This is a genomic window from Paractinoplanes toevensis (assembly GCF_018332695.1).
GTDB lineage: Bacteria > Actinomycetota > Actinomycetes > Mycobacteriales > Micromonosporaceae > Actinoplanes > Actinoplanes toevensis.
On record NZ_BOQN01000134.1, the window covers coordinates 15596 to 37633 of the forward strand.

Consider the following 22038-nt stretch of genomic DNA (forward strand, 5'->3'; position numbering starts at 1 on the left):
CGTACAACGCGAATAGCGAGACGCCTAGCCGCGCTGGTTGCGGTAGCAATCGGCGCGTTGGTCATTCCGGGCACGCCAGCGCAGGCCATCATCGGCGGACGCACCGTGCAGGCGGACTCCGAGTACCCGGCTGTCGGCCGGCTACTGGTGCCCTACGCTGGCGGAAAGGAGCTGTGCACTGCCATTCTGATCCGCACCGATGTCGCCCTGACAGCGAAGCATTGCTTCACCGCCCGCGGCTACGACTCGAAAAACGGCCCGATCACCCTGCGTTTCGGCAGCCGGATGGCGTCGAGCGGCGGGCAGGTCAGGGAGGCAACGAGTTTCGTTCTCGGGGACGGTTTCGATCTCGCGTTGATTCAGTTCCCGTCGGTCACCGGCATCCGCCCTCTCCCGCTGGTGACCAAGGCCGAGTCAGCGCTGTACAAGAACGGCACAGTCGCACTGATCGTGGGTTGGGGTGGAACAGCGAGCGGCGAGGTGGCCAAGCAGCTCCAGGAAGGCGCCCTCAAGATTGAGGATCAGGTGTATAGCCTGCCTCAGACGATCAAGGGCTATAACTACCTGATGAAGGCCTCGCCATACAGCGGGAAGATCGCCGGCGGCGACAGCGGAGGCCCCCTGATCAACGAGCACGTCGATAATGGCGCTGTTCTACAGACCGTGGTCGGCGTTCTCTCGCAGGGCTCCAAGGGCGACGCGGCGGCGTACACCAAGGTCGGGTCCACCCGGCCCTGGATCATGGACTACCTCAACCGGACCCCGGTGATCGTGCCCGAGCCGGCGCAGTCCGTGCCGACCCCGGTTCCCGTGCCGGCGAACAAGGCACCTTCGGCATCGTTCACCGCGACCCGGCTGACCGGCGCCGGCAACATGGTCATGCTGGACGGCACGGTCTCCAAGGACCCGGACGGCACCATCCGTTCCTGGCAATGGCTGGTCGACGGCGCTGCAGTCCAGACCGGTTCACGGGTCACGGTCGCACTCGGTGCCGGCGTCTCTAAGTCGGTTACCTTGCGTGTGACCGACGACAAGGGTGCGGCAGCGGCAGTGACCCGGACAATATTGACGCCCAACCGCGCCCCCGTGATCAGCGCGACCGTGCCAGCGGATGGTGCGTTTTCCGCCTCCACCACGCCAACGCTGTCGGTCACGGCTTCCGATCCGGACACCGATGCCCTCCAGCTGTCTTACCGCGTGACCGGCCCGTCGGTGGATGTCTCCTCCGGCTGGGTCTCCGGCAGTTGGACGGTGCCGACACAGCGGCTCGACCCAGGCACTACATATGAGCTGACCGCGACCGTCAAGGACGCCGGCGGCCTGACCGCGACGCGCAAGTCCACCTTCACCGTGGCGATGTTGCCCACCGCCGCCGACGTGGTCGCCACCTCGACCGGTGCCGGCTACTGGCAGGTCGACACATACGGCAACGTCTTCGCATTCGGTGACGCGCCGTCGCTCGGCACCCTGCCCAGCGTCGGCGTCAAGGTCAACAACGTCATCGGTATGGCTCGCACCCCGAGCAGCCGGGGATACTGGCTGGTAGGTAGCGACGGCGGGGTGTTCTCGTTCGGTGACGCGCCATTCTTCGGGTCAATGGGCGGCAAGCCGCTCAACGCCCCGGTCGTTGGCATGGCGCCTACCCGCACCGGCAAGGGCTACTGGCTGGCCGCAGCGGACGGTGGCGTATTCGCGTTCGGTGACGCCGGCTTCTACGGCTCCATGGGCGGCAAACACCTCAATGGCCCGGTCACGGCCATCGCCCCGACCGTGACCGGTAACGGCTACTGGCTCAGCGCCCGCGACGGCGGCATCTTCTCGTTCGGCGACGCGCAGTTCTTCGGGTCGATGGGCGGCAAACAGCTCAACGCGCCCGTTGTCGACATGGACACCACCCCGGACGGCCGCGGGTATTGGATGACGGCCGAGGACGGCGGTGTCTTCGCATTCGGCAACGCCCGGTTCTACGGTTCGATGGCGGGTCAACACCTCAACGGTCACGTCACCGGAATGGCGGCGACTGCGGACGGCGGCGGCTACTGGCTGAACGCCTGCGACGGCGGGATCTTCAGCTTCGGCAATGCCACCTTCCGCGGATCGCATCCAACATTCCAGTGCCGGGGCATCGGCTGAATTCGCTAAGACGAGCTCGCGGTCCGGGGACCACGTGCCGGGCCGCGAGCCCTCATCCACGCATACCAAGACAACAGCCACTCCCGGTCGCTTCCCTGGCAGCGTCGGCCGGAGGCGTCACGGCTGCTCGACACGATCAAACACTGCACCGGCGAGGTCGACGCGGTGGTGATCGGTGAGCCACAGCGAGCTTTCTACGGCAGCCAGTTCGATCTAGTCTTTCCTCTCTTCGTGCACTACGGCGTCGGCCTATGGGTGCCGGAGGTTGGCGGGGCGATCGATCCCGGCTCCGACGCCCACCATCTCGTCATGGCGATGTACGGCGGCATGAGCAAACGCGAACGCAATCGCATCAAGGTCCGCGTGCGGTCGGCGATGAGAGCACAGACCGAGCTCGAAGGTCGATACCTCGGCGGTCGGCCGCCGTACGGTATCGGCTTGCGGACGCCGGTCCGCACCCGAATCCCGCAAAGGCCGCCGACGGCCGGCGGCTGCATCGACTCGAACCGGATCCGGTCACGGCGCCCGTAGTGCAGCGAATCTTCGCCGAGTACGTCGCCGGCCGCGGGATGACGTCGATCGCCCGTGGGCTGACCCAAAACGGTATTGCCTGCCCGTCGGCCTACGACCGGGCCCGCAACCCCCACCGGCAAACTCGGATCTGGGAGACCACGGCGATCCGCGCGATCTTGCAGTATCCGCAATACACCGGCCGTCAGGTGTGGAACCGCGTACGCACCGATGAGGTCCTCATCGATATCGACGACGTAGCCCTGGGACACGAGAACCGGCGGTGCTGGAACGACCCGAGCCAGTGGGTGTGGTCTCGTTCCGAGTCCGACACGTCACTGATCAGTCCCGACCGCTACGCACGCGCCCAGGAGACGGTCAAGCGGCGCGGCACCTGAGGCGACACCGGAAGAGCCCCGCGTCGCAGTGGCCGTCCCTACCTTTCTGCGGCCTCATCACCTGTGGTGTCTGCGGCCGCAAGATGGTTGGTACACCGAACCACGATCGGCTCTACTACTGGTGTACCGCGAGCCGCGACTTCGCCCGCCAGCACCGGATAAGCCATCCGCGCGCGCTGTACCTGCGCGAAGACTCGATCGTTACCCTGATCGACCAGTCAACTCGGCGCCGAGTTGACCGGCGACCACCTGACCGAGAATCTTCGCCGAGCCGCCAACGCCCAGTATCAAGCCGCGCTCGCCTCTCAGCTGTCGGCCAGCGAGGTCGAGGAGTTGCAGCAGACGATCAACGACGCCGAACGCAGGACCGGCCGCTACCGGGCAGCGCTCGACGCAGGAGCCGATCCCGCCCTGATCGCCGGCTGGATAGCCGACACCACCGCGATGAAGAACAACGCCCAGACCCGACTGCGCCTCGACCAATCACCACCACAGCGGCTGCCCACCGCACAACTGCAGACCATCGCCAGCGAAATCGAGGACCTGCTCCACCAGCTCCAACACGCCGATTCGCACGACAAGGCCGATCTCTACAGCCGGATCGGTCTTCACATGACTTACCAGGCCGCGCCGAAGACGTTGACAACCCAGGTCACCCACAGCGAACTGTCTTCGATCTGTGTCCGCGGCATGAGCCTCGCGACACCGACAATTCCGTCAAGAACGGGAGGTTCTTGAAGTCATGGGGTCAACCCTCAACGCCTGAGCCAACCGCTCGGCGCGTCGAGGCGGCTTGCTCACTTCAGTTCGAGGTTGTCCTGGTCAGGCTCGGCGATGGTGCAGGTCAAGTAACCGTGCCTGGCCGATTCTCCCTGCCCAGAATCGGACAGGGTCGTCTCGCGCAAGGCCGCTGAGGAGAGTTCATCGACAAACCTGCTGGCCACGCTATCGAGCTTCCGTCGAAGCCGGGTCGAGGAAGAAGAGGCACTGCTCACTGTTGAATTCGACAACCTTCGCGACGAACCGGAACTTGTCGCCTTTGCGTACGGTGCCGGGGATCTTCGTACCGGTCAGTTTCAGGTCGAGGATATCGACGTTCTCGTACTTGAAGGCCGGGCCAACTTTGGTGTTCGCCCCGTTGTCGCCTGGGCCAAGGAGCAGGTCGTATCGGGTGTCGTAGCCGCCGTGGTGCGCCACGTTCACGATCGAGCCGTCAAACGCTACGGTCCGGCCTGCGAACTTGGTCGCGAAGTCCGCGTTCGCGTCGTCGCAGGAGTCTGCCTTCAGCAGCGTCGCGAACTCGGGATTGTTCTCTGCCGTGATCACGTCGGTACTGGCCGACTCAGTCGCTGTCGGAGTCGGCGTGGCGGAAGTACTCCCGGCCGCGACAGCTGTCGTCCCGGCCGAATCGCTCTGCTTTTCGTCTCCGTCGCCGAATGCGACGCCGACGCCGACGATACCGGCCAAGACCACGAGTGCGGCGGCCGCCGCTGCGACCAGAGTCCAAGGCAACGGCTTCTTCCTGCGACGGAAGTTCAGGGTGGAGCGAAGCGTGCCCTGGGCCTGATCGACGAGTTCCCAGCCGTCCTTCTGCATCTTCGAGATCACCAGGCCGTCGGTGCCGCGAACTGTCCGCACGGTCTTGAATTCATACTTGATCTCGCCAGCCACGTGGCCCACCCCAACTGATTGCTCATACCCAACGGCCGTCCGAGCATAGGGGTCTCACCAGGACTTCGGCAGCACCGAAAGGTCGACCTGAATGGGTGAGTCCTCAGGTTCTCCGCAGGACCGCTGCTACCGTGTCCCCGGTCGATTACCAGTCGTCCACGGCGTTTAGTCGGACGACTCCGTCGCGTGCGCCGACCGCCAGGGTGGCACCGTCTGGCGCGTATTCGAGTGAGGTAACCGGGCCGTACCGGCCGTCGATGGTGTGAACCGGTATACCGTTGCTAGCGTCGAAGATCTTTATCCGGCCGTGGCCGTCATCCACGGCGATGCTGTTCCTGATCAGTGGATTGAACGCGGTAACGGCGGAGCGGGCGTCGCTGCGCAGGAAGCGCACCGGACGCCCGTTGCTGGCATCCCAAATGCCCGGCGGCGCACCCGCCGCGGCGACGGCAAGGGTATTTCGTGTCAGCGGATCGAACCGGACTGAGGTGACCTCTCCCGGTATCTGTGTACCGACGCTGATACGGGCGCCATCGCTGCTGTTCCAGACTTCCAGAGCGCCGTCGCCGCCGGCCGCCAAGTGACCCTCGTTCTGGTAGTCGAACGCTACGGCGGTGATATCGGGCAGTCCGGTGTGCAGTTCGCGGACTAGCTGGCCAGTGTCCGTCTGCAGGATCCGGATCGTTCCGCCTTCGCCGACGGTTGCGACGATTCCCCGCCGCTGTGGATCGAACGCGAAAATCATCCTAGGTCCGGCGGCCCGACCCGTGATGCTGAGCAAGGGCTTACCGGTCGTGGTATCCCAAAGCCGTAGCAGGCCGTTCGTGCCGGCGGTCGCTAGGATGTTGCGGCTCAGCGGATCGAACTGCACGTCAGTGATTTGTTCATCGCCAGTGATGAGGGTGTGAAGCCGCACCACGGTACGAGTGTCCCAGACCTCGACGGCACCACCAGCGCCGGTGACCGCGAAGTCTCCGGTCGCGAATCTGCCGAACCGACTGAAGGCCACAAGCGTCACCGCAGCCGGTCTGGCGACATGAACCTGTCTGGTGGTGACAACGGCGCGGTCGTGAACCGTCAGCACTCGGGGTCGCGGAGCGACCATGCCCACCAACACCAGAGCCACCGCCGCCATCGTCAGCAGTCCGGGTCGCCGTACCCTCCGCAACAGCTCGGCGCCGGTACGTGCCGGATGCCGGATGCCGGACCGGTCGCCACGAGCAGAGCCGGCCTCGTCTCGGTCTTCACCGGATCCCAGGGCCGTTGCCTGTCCACCGAGGTTCACGTCACTGCCAGAGCCGGTGTGTTTTTGCTGCTGCCCTGCGATGCCGGCGTCTTCAAGCTCGACCGATTCAACCGATTCAACCGATTCAACCGACTCGGGGTAATGGGGCGCCGGCGGCGGCATGCTTCGAGCGTTGCGGGATGCTGCAGCACGGGCCCGCTCCCAGCGCTCGGTCCACTCAGCCGGATCACCGCCGCACGCTCGCACGTAGGCCTCGACCGTCTCCCACTGCGGCACATGGTCGCCACCCGCTGCCTCGGCCAATGCGGTACGGGAGCGGCCCGTTCGGCGAGCCATCTGCAGATACTTCGGAGATCCGGCTGCGGTACGCAGGGCACGCAACTGCATCGCGAAGGCGGCGGCGGGCCCCGACGCCGGATCAAGTGGACGCTCCGCACGAGACATGTGACCCAGAGTGCCGATAGTCCGTCGACTCATGCAATAGACCGTCGCCGCAGGCGACGTCCACGCAACGGCATACAACCGGATGGGTACCGGCCGCTCGGTCGGCACCGGCAGGGCTGTCAGCGCCTACCGGTTACCCACCTTTCCGAGGAGGATCCTCATGACCACTCCCGTCCGCCGCCTGCTCACCATCGCGACGCTCACCATCGCGACGGCGAGCGCCGCGATGGTGACTCAGCCTGGGGCTGCGGAAGCCGGCACCCCCCGGCGTCCAGGCCAAGTACGGCAGCAGCACCCTTGATCTCAAGCACGGCTGGTCGACTGCTCGTTCCTGCGTCGTCACCCGGGCGCAGACCACCTGCTACGCCAGCAACGCCGAGGCGGACGCCGCGATCGGTGCGGCGCCGGTGGCGAGCCTCGCCATCCCGGCCTGCGCCTCTGGTTGGTTGTGCCTGTGGGAGGACGCCAACGGCGGCGGCCGGCGCCTGATCTTCCAGAGCGAGGGCTGGCAGAGCCTGGTGCCGTACGGCTTCGAAAGGAAGACCTCGTCGTGGCGCAACAATCAGCCCTGTAGCGACGCGGCCATCCTCGGCGATGGGGCCGGTGGTGTTCTGAACCTTGGCGACTGCGCGTACGGCGCGTCGATGGGCTCCTGGGACAACCGGGCCGTCGACGTCGGGGCCTGATTCCATCACGCCGGCTGCAGCATCATCTGTCCGCCCGGCTGCTGGAGCAGCCCTCAACCGGCGAGCCCTCTTCCCGCTGGGAGAGGGCTCGCCCCTTTTGACCCTCACCGACCGCTCGAGCCAGCCTTGCTGTGCGCCTCACCGCTGCTGCGGGGCGGCGGCGTCGCCGAGCAGGTGGCCGGCCGGTGAGCGACTTGGGGCTGCGGAGTGAAGGATGCGCTGACAGTATGGTGAAATCAGCGCCGCCAACGACGCCGAAATCTTCCACGATGACCTTGCAGAACAGGCGGCGCTCGTCGTCGACGATGCCGAGCCGCCCGCCCTCGAGTTGGCCACGGTGTGTGAGCTCTATCGGCAGGTGCTGAGGACCCACCGTTTCGACGGCAGTTTCAACGACATCGCCACGCTGCTGCACGACTGGTTCGTCGAGAACGGATTCCCGACGATCTTCTTTCTGCTGACCCACAGCAGATTCCGCAGAACGAGTTCCAGGCGCTCGCGGCGGCGGGCGTCTCGCCTACGGGTAATAAACACCTGAACGGTGGTCATCCCCCCACTAGCAGCAGACCATCGGCGGCTGGCGGATCACCGGCCTGGCCCCGGGCACGAAGACCCCGGTTGGCTGGACTTCCACCTACGACGTGCCGCGGCGGACTTTACCGCCTGGCTTCCTCTTTTGCCCGGTGCGGATGGTCGCGACCCGGGGCGGAGGCGGGTCTGTGTTTTGAGGTCCGTTGTTACACTTCGGCGGGCATCGATGAGCCGGGGGAGAGCCGATGTCGAATGTCTCGGACGCTGGGGCGTTTCTGGATCCGGACGCGTCTCGCGCCTACCTGCGGACGTGGCGTGAGGACGCCGACCGCAAGGCGGAACTTGCCGCTGCGATGGCCGCGCGGATCGAGCAGTTGCGCACGTCGGTCAAGGATGACAATGACTTGGCGCAGGTGACGGTCGACTCCGCTGGTGTGTTGGTGGATCTGGTGTTGACTGAGCGTATTCATCGGTTCGAGCCGGAGATGGTGGCGCGGGCGGTGATGAGCGCGTTGCGTCAGGCCCGGGTAAGGGCGGCGGAGCAGGCGCAGGAGATCGCGGCCGAGGCGTTAGGGCCTGATTCGATGTCGGCGCGGCTGATCGGTGAGCGGATGCAGCAGGCGTTGGAGGGCGAGGACCCCGCCGCCGACACCTCCGGCCCGAGCCCGGACAGGCACCAGGGGCAGGGCTGGCCCGGCCACACCTGGGGGCGGTGAACCGGCGTGGGTGACTTTTTCCATGTGGATCAGACGCAGTTGCATCGGCATGCGGCGAGGGTGCAGGCCGTGCGTGACCAGCTCGGCGCGATCAAGGGTGCCAGCCAGGCGATCACGCAGGACGACGCCGCATACGGGCTGTTATGTGGGTGGATTGCGGGGATCTTGGCGGGCCGTCACCGCGACGCCGAGGAGTTGTTCACGCTGGTCGACGAGAACCTGCAGGCGGCGGCCGACGCGATCACCGCGACCGCCAATGATTACGAGGCCGCCGACACTGCGGCGCACGGCCGGATCACGCAGGCGGGTGGAGGGCTGAGCTGATGGTGTCCAACACGTCCCTGGTCGCTTCCTCCACCACGACCCGTACCGGGTACACCGGTATCAGCCTGGCCGACGGCGCCCAAGGCCTCTACCAGTCGGTTAAGGGCGGCAGCTGGGTCGACACTCTGCTGGCCGGGGGAGCCTTGGTCGGTGACGCGGCGGCCACGGTCCTCGACCCGTTCAGCGCGTTGTTGTCCAGTGGGCTGGGTTGGGCGATGGAGCATTTCGAGCCGCTGCGCAGCATTCTCGACAAACTTGCCGGCATCCCCGACCTGGTCACCGCACATGCGCAGACCTGGGCCAATATGGCCGGCGCGTTGCAGACGATGGCGGAGGACTTGCAGTCGAACCTGGCCGCGGACCTGCCCGACTGGGGTGGCGCTGCTTCCGAGGCGTATCAGGGGCTGATGGCTCACAACGTCGATGGGCTCGGTGGCCTCGCCGGGCTGGCCGACATCATGTCCTCGGCCACCCAGGCGGCGGGCAACCTGGTGCAGTTCGTCCGGGACATCGTCCGTGACCTGATCTGCGACCTGGTCGCTCGGGTGATCGTCTGGTGCGCTGAGGCCATTTTCGTGGTCACGATCCCGGTGGTCGTTTCGCAGATCATCGCCGCGGTGGCCAAGTGGTGCGGTCGGATCTTCGGCTACACCGGCGCGTTGATCTCCAGCCTGGAGAATCTGACCACCCTGATGGAGGGGTGAGCAGCGGTGGCGGGCAGATCCCACGGCGGATCATCGTCGGACGGCGGCGCCCCGACGACCCGCAGCCACGGCGGTGACGACGAGGGCGGCAGTAGCCCGCGGACACGTACCCGTGGTGGTGGCACGGGCAGCGTCGTGCAGCTCACCGTGGCCCTGAAAGAGAAGTTTGCCGCCGGTAAAGCCGGCAAGTCGGCTGTGCTGGCCAACGAGCACGCCTTCAAAGCCGCGAAGGACGGCACCGGGCCGGCGCCGAAGGAAGCAGTGCTGTACCTGCAGAACCGCGGTGACTTCCACGCCGGTGACTTCCACCGCAAGGCCGACGATCTCAAACAGCTCAGTCAGGACGAGGCCCTGTATAAGGCGGAACCCGACCGCGGCACGGTGTATCACAAGCAGGCCGACGGCTTCGGCCGGCAACCCGGCAAACGGTCGATCACCAACGTTTTCCGGGACCGGGTCATCACCCGGCTGTCCAAGACCGGTAAACGCACCGCGAACGACCTGCCCGGCCCCCGCCCGGTGCGCAGCGAGGCGAACAAGACGTTGCTGGACAAGCTGTATGCGGGTAAGGGCACGGTCCGGAAGGCCGGCGACGCACTGGACCCTGACCACATCCACGAGCTACAGCTCAAGGGCAGGGACGAACACAGTAACCTACGGCTGATGGACGCCTGGACCAACCGCGAGATGGGCCGGGACATATCGGTGGCCCTTCGTGACGTCCCGCCAGGTACCCGAGTGATTGTGAGGCTGGTCGAGTGACAACGATCGAGACTCTCCGCGAGAAGATCGACACGCTGCGTGCCGTCGAGGCCGAGCGGCGGTTCGGGAACATCATCGACCCCGGCACGGCCCTCGAGCCGATCGGCGGGCTGCCGGACGGCACCACTGAGCTGTTCAGCCTGTTCACCAGGCTGGCGGGCAGCTACTTCTACTTCAAGACACCGCCGCAGATCCGCACTCCCGACGCCTGGCAGGAACACGAGCCTGACGAGTCGCCGCTGGGTGACAGCTTGGAGATCGGTTACGAGATCCTCAGCGTCGGAGGGATCCTGCCCGACGATGGCCCTCACGACGACGAACGTGTCGGCGCGCCCATCCGGATGAGCACCGACGACGGGCACGTCTACTACCTCGACCCCGAGGACTACATCTTCCTGTACAAGAACCCCGACGCCGGCGGCGTGGACGTCGAGACCTTCGCCCCCGACCCGATCACGTTCTTCGACCAGTTCGTGCTCGGCGAGCAGTACACCCGGCTCGTGGAAGTTGTCTTGAGCGCCGACGCGGTGAACCGGCGGCACCGCAAGACCGGCGAGTACAGCGACTCGTGGCGGCGCCTGCTGATCGCCGCCGGCCTGTCCGAGTAGCACCGCTCGGACCTACCGTCGAGGACGAGGACATGACCGTAGACCCCCGCTTCCTGAGCCTCTGGACCGTCAACCAGCTGGTGCCGTTCCCGCGCGAGTCCTGGCTCGAAGGGGGAATCCCGGAGACCGACCTGCCCTACGGCGACGAGATCCCGCAGGACGTGACCATCGTCTACACCGCCCAGATCGAGGCGGAGGGCAGCTTCGACCTCTACGACGTGATCCAGCTGGCCACCGAGGACGGCAACCTCGACATCAAGCTGATCGTCCTGGGCGCGGTCGCCACCAACCCCAACCTGCTCTACGTGATGGACCCCCGCACCGGCGAGATCCTGCAGTACGACCTGGAACGCCAGGACATCCAGGGCGTCAACACCACCTTCCGTACCTTCGTCGAGTTCCTGTACCAGTTCGGCCGCTTCGTAACCGACGACGAAGGCAAACAAGGCCGCGCGGCCCGCGCCGCCGAACTCGCCCAACTGTTCGACACGCTCGACCCCCAAGCTATGAAACCCGAATGCTGGTGGCCGTTGGTCATCGCGCAGCTGAGCTGACCGATCATCATCACCGCCTGCCTGCCTGCCTGCCTGACAACGCCCGGGTGATTGGGCAGCTGGGCCCTGGCGTGCCCACAATCAAAGTCGCGGTTGAAATGCGGCAGCGGGCCGCCGAGGGCTGGGCTGGCTATGCGGCTGAGGTCAGCTGACGACAGCCGCTGACAGTAGTCCGTTGACCACGAGGCTCACCGGTAAACAAACGCACCAGTCGCGACCCGTCGATCACGGCCTTCTTCGCTGGCTCGGGCCGGATTGGTCCGGGGCGCTGCTTTATGACACCGGCCCGCGCCCCGCAGTGATGCCGGCATGCGCCAAAGAATGGCCGGCGCGACATGATGATCTAGCCAGTTAGTCGTGTCCTGCGGTTGGATTCAGCTGATGGTGTCGATGAGAGAGGTCAGCCCGAGCGACAGCATCGGAGTGGGATACCGGTCGAACATGGTCCGTTGCTCGACGTCCGGGCCGTCGGTGTCGACGAGCGTCAGCCAGGTCATGACGACCGGGTCCGGTGAATTTCGGTCCAGGCCGCGTAGGCCCGGTTGCGGGACGTCGTGGCCGGCAGCACGGAGTAGATCGGCGATGTCGTGCTGTTGCCGAGCGATGGCATGGTCCAGTTCGGTCCGCCACCGACGCAACGCGACGGCGAGGTCGTCGTTGCTTACCTGTTCCGGTTCGGGCGGCGTCGGGAGTTGATGGGCGGTGACCCAGTCGAGGACCTCGCTCGCGTGCAGTGACCTGGGGTCGGCGAGGCGGCTGCGGGTCAGGCCGTAAACGAGCAGGGCGGTCGCCTGCAGTGTCGTTTGGGATATGGGTATCTGCCGGCTCAGGTCGATGGCCGGACGTTGCGGGCTGATCCATGTCGCTGCTTGCCGGACCGCTGCTCGCCACCAGCCGGTGTCCCGGCCGGCGAGTTGCTCGGCGTAGGTCGTCATGAGCATCCGCTCATCGCAACAGCGGCAGGCGAGGAGGTCAACGCCCGGTGGAGTGACCGCAAGCGTCTCCACAGCGGCCGAAGATGCAGCAGCGCCCATCCTGAAAAGCTGCTGACACGATCTCTGCTCGGTCCAGTTGATCAATCTGCGCCGGCAGATTAGGACGCAGGCGAGGCTGACGAAGCCGTCGTGGATGTCGAGGCGGCGTTCCCCGCGCACAGCCAATCTGCGGAACGGATGCAGCAGGGCAAAGGTCTGTTCGACGACATAGCGGAGTTTGCCGAGTCCTTTGATGCCGGTGGTCTTGGGCTTGGGGATGATCGGTTCGGTGCCGCGTTCGCGGCAGGTCTGGCGGAACGCCGCGCTGCTGTAGGCCTTGTCGGCCAGCAGGGTGGCGAAGCGTCGCCGGGGACGTCCTGGCCGGCCGGCGATCGGCACTCTTGGCTTCCGGGCGGTCGAGTCGGATTCGGTATAACCCGAGGTTCCGAAGGATTGTCCCCGTGAATTCTCGGACGAGCATGGGGTGGGCTTGTTCAGATCGGAGATCAGGTGCTGGGCTGCCACCAGGAGGTGGGGATATGCCATTGCCCTCCGGAGTACGTCACGATGGACGGGCGGGCGGCGACGTCGATCGACTCCAGAATTTCGGCGGTCTCTGCCAGCATGGCCGCGATGCTTGGCCATAGCGGGCCGAGCTGGCCGCCCTCGTGGAACATTTTCATAACACAGCCCTGGCGCGGGCCTCTGCGGCAGTCGATGAAGAGTCTGTCGGGGTCTTCCGAGATCACGATCCATGACGGCGGATGTGCCCAGACGTCCTCGGTTGTCTCACCCGCCAGATCGTTCGCCACGTCGGCGAGGATCTGATCCTCGTTCGGATCTTGGCCGGACGCGAGGGCGATGGTTCTGGCGCTGGATGCGAGGTTCTTTATCGCGCCGTGGGTAGAGGCCGGGTAGCAGCCGCCTGGGTAGATGGATGCGGTGTCGCCACGGCCGTCCAGGACGCCGTTGAAGCATTGCCAGGATTGCGCGAGATCGGCCGGCAGGGCCACGCCGTGGGCTTGCTCTACCGCGCGGAGGTCAGCGTCGGTGGCCGGTTCAGCAAGCCTTGCCCGGACATGGGGTGCGTGTGTCTCGAACCATGTGGCAAGTCGTTCCCATGACTCCTGAACCTCGGTAACCATGCGTTTTAGGGTATCCGTTGGCGGGCGCTCCGCTGGGAAACCGGCAAGCAATTCCCCCTTCTTCTCCAATCAGAGGCAACGGCCGTCCGTGAATTGTCCAGCGATGCCGTGGTACGAGTCTCCATCGGCCTGGGGCAGCTCTGCGGCGTGCCCGATGAAGCAAATATCACCCACACGAACCGCATATAGTAGCGATCCTGGAGGGGCAGGGTCGCTACTGTCGGCCAGCCTGACAATATTGTCGCTGTAGCCGGCCTCCTGAAGCGCGGCCTTCGCCTGCCTGACGTCGTCAGGCCCTGGCTGGTGCCGAGTGGGATGTTCGTTGCATGATTGATCAGTGTGGGTGAGGCACCATCCGTCGTTCATGGCGAATGCAGCGATTTTAAAGTCGGTTGCCTGCAATGCCCCGTAGTCGACCCCTGCTGTCGGTAGGTGACGTGGTCCTTCGCCGCGAACCGGACGGCCGCAATACGCATTGCGGCCGTCACAGGCGATCCCAGCAGCGGTCGCCTGTCCTGTAGTTGTACATCCGCCTAATAGAGGGACGGCGGCCGCAACGGCGGCCAGGAACCACATATGCGCGTGCTGTGACCGCTGTTGGGTTGTGGCGCGGTTTCTGCGAAGGTTTTCCACATACCAATTCTAAGTCTTGGCAGCTATCGTTTTACTCCACCGATTAGGTAAACGGGTCATCCGTTGAGTCGGGCGGCGCCGGCCGGCATGGCCACGAACGGCGGCGCTTTGAAACGCCGCGGGTAGGGAGCGCGGCGGAGGTGGCGGGTGGATGCATCGCGGTTGGGTGCGGCCTACAGATGAGACAAGACGGTGGCGCACTCGGGCTCCCCGTGGAGCTCATTCGTGCGCCACCGTCTCTGCAGGGCGTTGTTGGGTTAAGCGAACCTCTGACTACTGGATAGTGATCACTTTGCAGGTGTGGTGATCCGGCTCAGGCCGCCGTCGATGACGTAGAGGTAAGTCCCGTCGGAGACGATGCCGTAGATTCCTTGTAGCCCGCTTGCCACCAGGTCAACTTCGCCTGTCGACTTGTTGACCCGAAAAAGAGCGTCAGCGTTCTGGTAACGGTCCGCGGAGCCGACCGCGTACAGATAGTTTCCCGCCGCGTAGAGGGTGTCGCCGGTGACCTGGTCGGGCAGGGTGGAGACAACAGATATTTCATGTGTTGTGCGGTCGAGTCTGTGCAGCACGTTGCGGCTGAAGTATTCACCGTCATCGTCGAAACCATTTTGAATCTGCACCCACCAGACGTAACTGCTGTCGGCGGCGACGCCGTTGCCGAATCCAGCGTCCGCAATGGGAACAGCCTTCCAATCAGTACTGGTGAGGTCCACTTCGTAGATCGTGCCGTCGTCGATGAACAGGTGGCCACCACTGACGGTTGCCGTTTTGTAGACACCGGAGGGAAGCAGTAGTTCCTTCCGCCCGGTGGCAAGGCCGTACGCATAGACCCCGTCACCATCGGCAAGGATGAGAGTCGACTTGTACGCGGCCAGCACGGTGGGCCGGAAGGAACTGTCCGCGCTGAAGGCGTATGCGGCAACCATCGTCTCGGCCTTGGTCTTCAGGTCGTACCGCCAGATGTCACTGCCCCGCGCCGTGTACAGGCCGGTGCCGACAAGCGCACCGCCATACCGTCGGTCCCACATGTTGTTTTCGGCCGTTACGAGCCGCTCGGGTGTGGTGAGTGGTTGCAGGCCGTCGAGGTCGTCGTCGTTGGTGTCCGACGTCCACGGGTCGCAGGTGTCGCACTCGCCGACCTGGACGTAGAAAGCGTCCTTGCCGTAGAGAATGCGGTCGGCGTTGTAGAACGTGCCGAGCAACCGGCCGGCCAATTCGTTCTGATCCTTCTGGATGGATTCGACCGAGAAGTCATTGTTGGGGTTGGCGGCACCTTCGTCGGTAGAGGCGAATGGATACTCATCGCACTGGTATTCCGGTCGGTTGGGCCTGTTTGGCAAACCGTTGCCAGCGTATTTTCCCTCGTTGTTGCAGGCATCCGTTGCGCGTGCTCTGTTCGCGGTTACCTGAGGGTTGGCGCTTAAGACACCGTCCACTTGGATCTTCCTGGGAATTCTGTGGAGCCCCGCCGAGGAGGTACTGCCGGTCCATTTCCCGGGAATGGACTTGTGGACGTTGTTTGTCTTAGGGTACGTCTCGTCCGGATAGTCCTGCGCTTTCTTGATGTGCGTCTGAATCTCACCGGTAAGTTGATCGTCCTTATACTGCAGATGCGGGATGACGTCCATCTGCACGCACGCGTGCGGGCTGTACTGGAAGTATGACGCGGAGTCGCAGCGGAAATTCACGTGAAAGAAATGGATGGTGTCGGCCAGGACGGGGATGGTGAGATTTCCGGTGCTCTTTTGGCGGAAGGTCCACCAATGTGACAGCACCTTGTCGGTGTCGGTTAGGGCTCCCTCCCAGTCCCAGACGATCCACGAGTGCCAGTCCCCGTCCCGGTTCCATTGTGCCCAAGTCCTGGTTACCGGCAGTCCGGCATGGTTCATCGGGTCGCCTACCATGCATTGCGCTGCCGTGCCGGATTCAACGTCGCACTCCGGTGACACGGAAACTATTTGCTCTGGCGCTGACGCCGCGTCCTGCGGCTCCTTGAAACGGTACTCGACGGAACCGGGCTTCATGCGGAAGTAGACCTTCATCTGGCGCTGCTTGCGGTCGCCGATTGCAACCCATTCGCCTTGGTAGTAGACCGTCCCGAGGTAGTCGTTCTTGATGGTTAGGTAGTTTGACGTATTCTTGGTGCGTTTGCACCAGACAGTCCTGTTCAGTGTCAAGCCTGGATCGACCTGTTGGTCGGGGTGGTCAAGGCAGTCCTCCCCCTCAGCCGGCGGAACGTCGCCGGTCGCGGCGGGGTATCCGGAGGCTGTCACACCGGCGGTTGCTATTTGCCTACTGCTTGGCGTCTCCGTGGCGGGCGAGTCGGAGTCCTCGTCGTGGTACGTGCTGGCTGTGGCCTCGTCAAACATCTCGTGCGAGCCGTTGGCGGCGGCCAGGCGCAGAATCGTGTCCGAGTCGTAGGCGCCTTGGTCCGAGTCCTGCGCCGCCCCGTACGTGCCGGTCCAGTTCCCGTTACGTTGCACGGCGAAGTTGAGCAGACCCTGTTGCGCTGCAGCCGTCACATCCCAGGTAAACATGATGGTGGCGGTGCGCGCCACGGCGTCGGTGACGGTCACCGTCGCGGTTTGGCCAGCTACGGCGGACGGTGTCCCGGTGACCACGCCGGTTTCGGTGTTGATCGTCATGCCTGGCGGGAGTCCGCTGGCGGACCACGAGTACGGGCTGGTGCCGCCGGTCGCGGCGAGGGTGAGGGTGGCTGCGGTGTCGGCGGTGCTGCTCTGGGCGCCGGGGTCGGTCAGGGTGATCGGTGCGGCGACGTCCCAGTCGAGGCTGATCGTCGCCGTGCGGGCGGCCGTATCGGCTGCGGTGATCGTGACGTTTCTGGTGCCCATGGTGGCGGGGATGCCGCTGATTTCACCGGTCGACGGGTTGATCGTCAGGCCTGCGGGGAGGTTGCCGGCCGTCCAGGTGTAGGTGCCGTTGCCGCCGCTGACCGCGAGGGTCTTGGACAGAGCCACGCCCGTCGTCGCGTACTGGATTCCCGGGTTGGTCAGCGATACCGGTATCGCCACCAGCCAGACGAACGACATCGTGGCTTTGCGATTGGCCGCGTCGGTCACGGTCACAGTCACGGTGCTGCTGCCTGCCTGCGCCGGGGTGCCGCTGACAGCTCCGGTCGACGCGTCAACGGCCAGCCCGGGTGGCAGCGCGGTGGCCGACCACCTGTACGGCGCGGTCCCGCCTGCGCCAGTGAGCGCGAGGGTCGCGGCGCGTCCGGCCGTGCCCTGCTGCTGGCCCGGGTCCGTAACCGTCAGGTTGGTGCTGATCGTCCAGGTGAAAATCATGGAAGCGGCGCGTGCACCGGCGTCGACGGCGGTCACGGTGACCGTGCTGGAACCCGCGGTGGTCGGGGTGCCGGTGATGGCTCCGGTGGTGGTGCTGATTGTCAGGCCGGCGGGTAGCCCGCTGGCCGACCACGTGTAGGGGGTGACGCCGCCCGAGGCGGACAGCGCCAGCGAGGCCGCGTCACCGGTCGTGCCGACCTGGGTGCCCGGGCTGGTCACGGCGACCGGCATAGCGATGTTCGTGCTGAACGACATGGTGCCCGAGATTGCCTTGGCGTCCGTGACGGTCACGGTGACCGTACCGGAACCTGCGCTGGTCGGGGTGCCGGTGATGACCCCGGTGGCGCTGTTGATCGTCAGGCCGGCCGGCAGGCCGCTGGCCGACCAAGCGTAGGGGGCGGTGCCGCTGGTCGCAGTCAGGGTTCGGGAGGTCGCGATGCCAATCGTGGCCTGAAGGCTCCCAGGGTTGGCCGGTACCGGGGCAGGCCCGGTGTTCCAGGTGAAGGTAGCCGTTCCAGTAACCACGGCGGCGTCCTTGGCAGTGATCGTGACCGTGGAGGTACCTGCCGCAGTGGGGGTGCCCGTGATGGCCCCGGTAGCGGTGTTGATCGAGAGGCCGGTCGGCAGGCCGCTGGCCGACCACGTGTAGGGGGTGGTGCCGCCAGCAGCGTTGCTGCTCAAGCTGACAGCCTTGCCGGCAGCGGTGGCCTGGGTCGCCGGGGTGGTCACGATGACCCCGGTGGCCCAGTTGAACGAGATGCTGCGGCCGACGGCCTTGGAGTCGGTGACGGTGACCGTCGTCGCGACGGTGCCGGCCGCGGTCGGCGTTCCGCTGATCGTTCCGGTCGACGGGTCGATCACCAGGCCAGTCGGCAGGCCGCTGGCCGACCAGGTGTAGGGGGTCGCCCCGCCGCTGGCCGAGTTGGCCAAAGTCAGGGCGACCTTGCTCGGGCTGCTCTGGTTGCCAGGGTTGACCGGAGTGGCTCCCGTGGCGACGTTCCATGTGAACGATGCGATATCAGCGGCCTTCGCCGTGTCTGTCGCGGTCACGGTGGCCGTGAAGGTGCCAGCAGTGGTTGCAGTGCCGGACACGGTGCCGGTGCTGCTGTTGATGCTCAACCCGGTGGGCAGCCCGCTGGCCGACCACGTGTACGGCGTATTGCCGCCGCGGGCTGCGATCGTCAGGCTCGCGGCCGCACCGGTGGCAGTTCCCTTCGTGCCCGGGTTCGTGACTACGACTCCGGTCCTCCAGGAGAAGGACACGCTGCTGGTCAGCTTCGCCTTGTCCGTCACCTTTACCGTGGCAGTTACTGTGGCGGCCACCGTCGGGGTACCGGAAATGACACCCGACGTGGCATTGATCGACAAACCGGCCGGCAGGCTGGTGGCCGACCACGTGTACGGCGTGGTGCCGCCTGAGGCGGACATCGTCAACGCCGCCGCCACCTTGCTTGGGCTGATCTGCGCACCCGGGTTCGCGACCGCTGGAGAGGCGGCCGCGTGTGCCGGTGTCACCGTCAGCAGGCTGGCCGCAAGGGCAAGCACACACGCGAGGATCAAGGATCGATGCCGTTCCAGTGGCGTACTTGCCATCTGCCGCGGCTGACCGTCGGGGAAGTGCGGGGAGTGGACCGCCATCAACGCTCCTTTGCAGAAACCGTTCCGCAACAAGCATCAGTTATGACCGAAAAACGGCATATAGCCAATTAGCTGGCGTCGGGCCTGCCCGGCCCAGAAGCATTCAGCTGGGCTGGCCGTCTTATCGGCCGTTCGGACTATCAGCCGCACACAAGCCATGTCACAGCTAAAACACAGATCTCTCGTGACGCCCCCACTGCACCCGGCTTACACCGGACATCCCAGGGTGACGTGACTCGCACAACAACTCACTCAAGAAACTGCATCGCCTGCCAGCGCAAGACCTACGGATCCTGGCCGGGTGCATCCGAGGTGCGGTTGTCGAGCTGAGGAGAGCGATCGACAGATCTGGAAGTGTCCTCGAAAGGGCGAGCCGGGTCATGACTCCTGGTACTTCGCTGTGCAGGTGACTCGGAGGGTCATCGACCGACAACGGTGTTGAACAGCAGGAGCCCGCCACCCGCCGCACCGCCGCCGCCGACGGCGGCCGCAGCCAAGGGGTGCCCGGCCCAGTAGGTTAGGACACCGGCAGTAGCGCCAGCGACGAGGGCGAGTAGCAGGATCACAGCGGCGCGTAGGCTCACCAGCGGCTCGGGTTGATGGCCCTCGGAGGACGGGCGGGTCATCGGGTCACCGGCTCGACAGCCGAAGCGGCACGTTCCTGCAGCATGGCCCCCTCCCGCTTCAGCTTTCGCCGGACCCGCTCGCCGAACCGGGCCGGCAGCCCGCACAGCAGCGCGGCGTGTTCCCACGTGTCCGCGTACCGCAAGCCGAGGGTCAGGGCGACCCGCCGCTCGTCCGGCCGCAGCATCCGCAGGACCCGGTCGATGCGCTCGTCCCATCCGCCAGCCAAACCGCCGAGCGCATCGCACGCTCCGAGGGTGTCAAGCAAGGTCAGCGGATCCGCGCCTCCGGAGCGCAACGGCCGGTCGAGCGAGCCTATCCGGGCACTCCGCAACCGGCTCTCTGAAAGGTCGCGCCACCACCGCCGTTGGTCGCGGACGTCCCTGGGCAGTCGACGCACCGCTGCATGGTCGCCGCCAGGATGGGCACCGTCCAGCGGTGCATGCAGCAGTGCGTTGCCGACAGCGTCGATGCTCTCCGCGGTGGGTCGGAGGCCGAGCCACCGCTCGGCAAACTCAGCAACGACCTCCCGGCTGACCAACGGGTCTTGGTGCACCACGGCATCTCGGGCGTGGTACGCGGCCCGCACGGCGCATCCAGCGGCCATCCAGGCCACCGCGGCCGGGTTGAGAAACGCATCAGGCTCGTCGATCACCACTGTCTGCCCGATGTGGCGCCAATACTTGAGCAGCCGAACGATGTCCCGAGCATCGATCTGGGTAGGGAGCATTCCGGGCCCGGCGATGCTCAGCCAGAGATGTTCGACGGCAGCGTCCCGGGGCGGCACGAGCCGCTGCACGATGGTCTCGATCTGCCAGCCGGTGACGGTCGGAGGAATGGCAATCTTGACTGAGGTCCTGCTCATATCGAGGCCGTTGAAGAACGCACCGGACGCCGCAACGGTAATACTGGACACCGAGTCGCTGTCGAGGTCCAGGAAGAGCGGCCCAGTGCAGTGCGGGCAGTCCTCTTCCAGCCGGTCCGCCGGCCGCGTCTCCTCCCGTCCACCGGAATAGGGCAGCAGTTTGTACTGCTTCACTTGAATCGCGCCGTTCGGCCCGATTTCGACGTTGTCGAACCCGGTGTCGCGGCGCGGCGCCACCCCCCAACGTCGCAACGTCTCGTCGGTCGAGACGCTGGGAATGCTGCTGGCGGGGTACTGGCTCTGGTCGTCCATACGTTCGTCCCTCGATTGCTCGTGGATGGATGCCTCACCTACAGGTCTCGGCAGCACCTAGAACGGCAATAAATCTCGAAGATCCTTCTTTGGTGACCTCGCGAAGGTCTCCAGCGGCGTCGCCGCCGCGCCTTTTGAGCGCCGCGAGTGGCGGGCCGCGCTCGACGACGCCCTCGCCGACGGCAATGTGCAGCACTTTCGGGCGGCCCGTGACGGCGTGAGACTGGTCGTGCCGAAGGGCCTGGCGAAGATCGCCGCGCCGGAGTTGACCCTCTCGCTCGACATGGACCTGGCGTCGCAGGGCGACAAGAAGATCCACCTCACCGGCTCGCAGAAGATCACGCCGCATGTGGCGTTCGCGTCGTTCCGTCGGCGTAAATGGGAACCACTCCATGGGCGACACAACAGCCCGCCCCGCTCGCGGCTCCGCCACTCCTGGTGCGCGGGGGGTGTGCTGGCGGGGCTTGCGGGCTGAATCTTGGTTACTGAGGTTTGAGATGCCGGTGACTGGGGGTACCGTGAGGTCCGGCTGTCGCGATTGGCCGAGCTACCTGGATCTCCCGGCACAGATCCAAGAGGGTGGTTGAAGGACACAAGTCCATCGCCGGGTTCATGCCGAGAGATTGTTCGGTACGTCTTATCTCGATCAAGCTGGCCGGGCAGCGGGACGGGAGAAGACCGTGCTATCGCCATACCTAGTCTCCGTTTTCGCCGCACTTGTGCGGCCTCTTGTGGTCGCCCTGGTTCACCTGCCGCTCCTCGTCGTGGTCATTCTCTCCACGCCTCTATGGATCCTTGCGGGTGTGCTTCCCAAGTCGCACGGCAAGTTGGCCCTTCAGTTCCTCAAGTATCTGCGTTCCTGGAGCGCCGAGCTGAGCATTGCGGTCGGGGGCGAGGGCAATGAGTAAGACGCGCGACCAGCAAGGAGCCCGGCTTCGTCTCAAATACACGGGCGAGTCGTATCAACACGCCCGTGACTCCATTGCGCTGCTGCTCCCCGGTAGCCCGGTCATTCCCGAGGCCCACGAACAGCAACAATGCGACCTGGAAGCAGTGATCCTCCATTGCCTCACAGGCGACGGGCGCGCCCTTCCATTCCTTGTGGAATCAGTGCATCCCGAGCCGCACAAGCTGGGTCTCATACCGAAAGAAAACGCGACGCAGGCCCTCACCGCCCACCTGATGGCGGCTGCGGAAGCTGCCATCGGATCGCGGTGCCCGTACGAGACCCTCTGGGCTTGACCCGATTCGA

At 65.4% G+C, this 22038-nt stretch carries 20 protein-coding genes and 1 pseudogene; 14 read left to right on the forward strand and 7 right to left on the reverse strand.

The genetic code is table 11. From position 1 onward, the window contains the following. The first annotated feature begins 57 nt into the window (after nt 1–57). The 5 genes and pseudogenes from Ato02nite_RS44565 (at nt 58) to Ato02nite_RS52290 (ending at nt 3779) form a co-directional block, all read left to right on the forward strand. Complete coding sequence (locus Ato02nite_RS44565; RefSeq protein ID WP_213012790.1) at nt 58–2133, forward strand: S1 family peptidase; 2076 nt, start codon at nt 58–60, stop codon at nt 2131–2133. Between the two features lie 54 nt (nt 2134–2187). Next, a complete protein-coding gene (locus tag Ato02nite_RS44570; protein ID WP_213012806.1) occupies nt 2188–2664 on the forward strand; it encodes a recombinase family protein in 477 nt (158 codons plus the stop codon). Beyond that, entirely contained in the window at nt 2664–3041 is a 378-nt protein-coding gene (locus Ato02nite_RS44575; protein WP_213012791.1) for a recombinase family protein, read from the forward strand. Before Ato02nite_RS44570 ends, Ato02nite_RS44575 begins: the two co-directional genes overlap by 1 nt. 83 nt (nt 3042–3124) lie before the next feature. Continuing rightward, nucleotides 3125–3181: pseudogene (locus Ato02nite_RS52285) on the forward strand (hypothetical protein); the annotation flags it as partial. Nucleotides 3182–3275: 94 nt separating this feature from the next. Beyond that, a complete protein-coding gene (locus Ato02nite_RS52290; RefSeq protein ID WP_246608112.1) occupies nt 3276–3779 on the forward strand; it encodes a hypothetical protein in 504 nt (167 codons plus the stop codon). A 207-nt stretch (nt 3780–3986) separates the two neighbouring features. On the opposite strand, the gene Ato02nite_RS44585 is transcribed toward Ato02nite_RS52290, so the two are convergent. Together Ato02nite_RS44585 and Ato02nite_RS44590 are read right to left on the reverse strand one after the other, a co-directional pair. Next, entirely contained in the window at nt 3987–4712 is a 726-nt protein-coding gene (locus Ato02nite_RS44585; protein WP_213012792.1) for a DUF4839 domain-containing protein, read from the reverse strand. A 145-nt stretch (nt 4713–4857) separates the two neighbouring features. Then, nucleotides 4858–6402: a helix-turn-helix domain-containing protein gene (locus tag Ato02nite_RS44590; RefSeq protein WP_213012793.1), complete on the reverse strand. Its 1545-nt coding sequence runs from the start codon at nt 6400–6402 to the stop codon at nt 4858–4860. Between the two features lie 407 nt (nt 6403–6809). On the opposite strand from Ato02nite_RS44590, the gene Ato02nite_RS44595 reads away from it, so the two are divergent. Next, on the forward strand, nt 6810–7088 hold the full coding sequence (locus Ato02nite_RS44595) for a peptidase inhibitor family I36 protein (protein ID WP_213012794.1): 279 nt from the start codon (nt 6810–6812) through the stop codon (nt 7086–7088). Between the two features lie 22 nt (nt 7089–7110). On the opposite strand, the gene Ato02nite_RS44600 is transcribed toward Ato02nite_RS44595, so the two are convergent. Next, nucleotides 7111–7554 (reverse strand): hypothetical protein, encoded by a 444-nt coding sequence (locus tag Ato02nite_RS44600; protein WP_213012795.1) that lies wholly within the window; start codon nt 7552–7554, stop codon nt 7111–7113. A gap of 310 nt (nt 7555–7864) precedes the next feature. On the opposite strand from Ato02nite_RS44600, the gene Ato02nite_RS44605 reads away from it, so the two are divergent. The 6 genes from Ato02nite_RS44605 to Ato02nite_RS44630 all read left to right on the forward strand — a co-directional run bounded on the left by Ato02nite_RS44605 (nt 7865) and on the right by Ato02nite_RS44630 (nt 11287). After that, complete coding sequence (locus tag Ato02nite_RS44605) at nt 7865–8335, forward strand: YbaB/EbfC family nucleoid-associated protein (protein WP_213012796.1); 471 nt, start codon at nt 7865–7867, stop codon at nt 8333–8335. A gap of 6 nt (nt 8336–8341) precedes the next feature. Then, entirely contained in the window at nt 8342–8659 is a 318-nt protein-coding gene (locus Ato02nite_RS44610) for a hypothetical protein (RefSeq protein WP_246608110.1), read from the forward strand. After that, nucleotides 8659–9363: a WXG100 family type VII secretion target gene (locus tag Ato02nite_RS44615; protein ID WP_213012797.1), complete on the forward strand. Its 705-nt coding sequence runs from the start codon at nt 8659–8661 to the stop codon at nt 9361–9363. Before Ato02nite_RS44610 ends, Ato02nite_RS44615 begins: the two co-directional genes overlap by 1 nt. Nucleotides 9364–9498: 135 nt before the next feature. Continuing rightward, the gene (locus tag Ato02nite_RS44620) at nt 9499–10125 is read left to right on the forward strand and encodes a hypothetical protein (RefSeq protein WP_213012798.1); all 627 of its coding nucleotides are present in this window, start codon (nt 9499–9501) and stop codon (nt 10123–10125) included. Next, complete coding sequence (locus Ato02nite_RS44625; protein ID WP_213012799.1) at nt 10122–10733, forward strand: hypothetical protein; 612 nt, start codon at nt 10122–10124, stop codon at nt 10731–10733. Before Ato02nite_RS44620 ends, Ato02nite_RS44625 begins: the two co-directional genes overlap by 4 nt. A gap of 32 nt (nt 10734–10765) precedes the next feature. Further along, nucleotides 10766–11287, forward strand: coding sequence for an SUKH-4 family immunity protein (locus tag Ato02nite_RS44630; protein WP_213012800.1), 522 nt, complete (start codon nt 10766–10768; stop codon nt 11285–11287). Nucleotides 11288–11661: 374 nt separating this feature from the next. Here Ato02nite_RS44630 and Ato02nite_RS44635 read toward each other — a convergent pair whose 3' ends face one another. The 4 genes from Ato02nite_RS44635 to Ato02nite_RS44675 form a co-directional block, all read right to left on the reverse strand. Further along, nucleotides 11662–12786, reverse strand: coding sequence for a hypothetical protein (locus tag Ato02nite_RS44635; RefSeq protein ID WP_213012801.1), 1125 nt, complete (start codon nt 12784–12786; stop codon nt 11662–11664). Further along, nucleotides 12768–13406: an SMI1/KNR4 family protein gene (locus Ato02nite_RS44640; RefSeq protein ID WP_213012802.1), complete on the reverse strand. Its 639-nt coding sequence runs from the start codon at nt 13404–13406 to the stop codon at nt 12768–12770. Before Ato02nite_RS44640 ends, Ato02nite_RS44635 begins: the two co-directional genes overlap by 19 nt. A gap of 920 nt (nt 13407–14326) precedes the next feature. Next, entirely contained in the window at nt 14327–18985 is a 4659-nt protein-coding gene (locus tag Ato02nite_RS52295; RefSeq protein WP_246608111.1) for a putative Ig domain-containing protein, read from the reverse strand. A 622-nt stretch (nt 18986–19607) separates the two neighbouring features. Further along, nucleotides 19608–20786, reverse strand: coding sequence for a hypothetical protein (locus Ato02nite_RS44675; protein WP_213012803.1), 1179 nt, complete (start codon nt 20784–20786; stop codon nt 19608–19610). Between the two features lie 217 nt (nt 20787–21003). On the opposite strand from Ato02nite_RS44675, the gene Ato02nite_RS44680 reads away from it, so the two are divergent. Both Ato02nite_RS44680 and Ato02nite_RS44685 read left to right on the forward strand, forming a co-directional pair. Then, entirely contained in the window at nt 21004–21261 is a 258-nt protein-coding gene (locus Ato02nite_RS44680) for a hypothetical protein (RefSeq protein WP_213012804.1), read from the forward strand. 425 nt (nt 21262–21686) lie between these two features. Further along, a complete protein-coding gene (locus Ato02nite_RS44685; RefSeq protein WP_213012805.1) occupies nt 21687–22028 on the forward strand; it encodes a protein-tyrosine phosphatase family protein in 342 nt (113 codons plus the stop codon). The last annotated feature ends 10 nt before the right edge of the window (nt 22029–22038 follow it).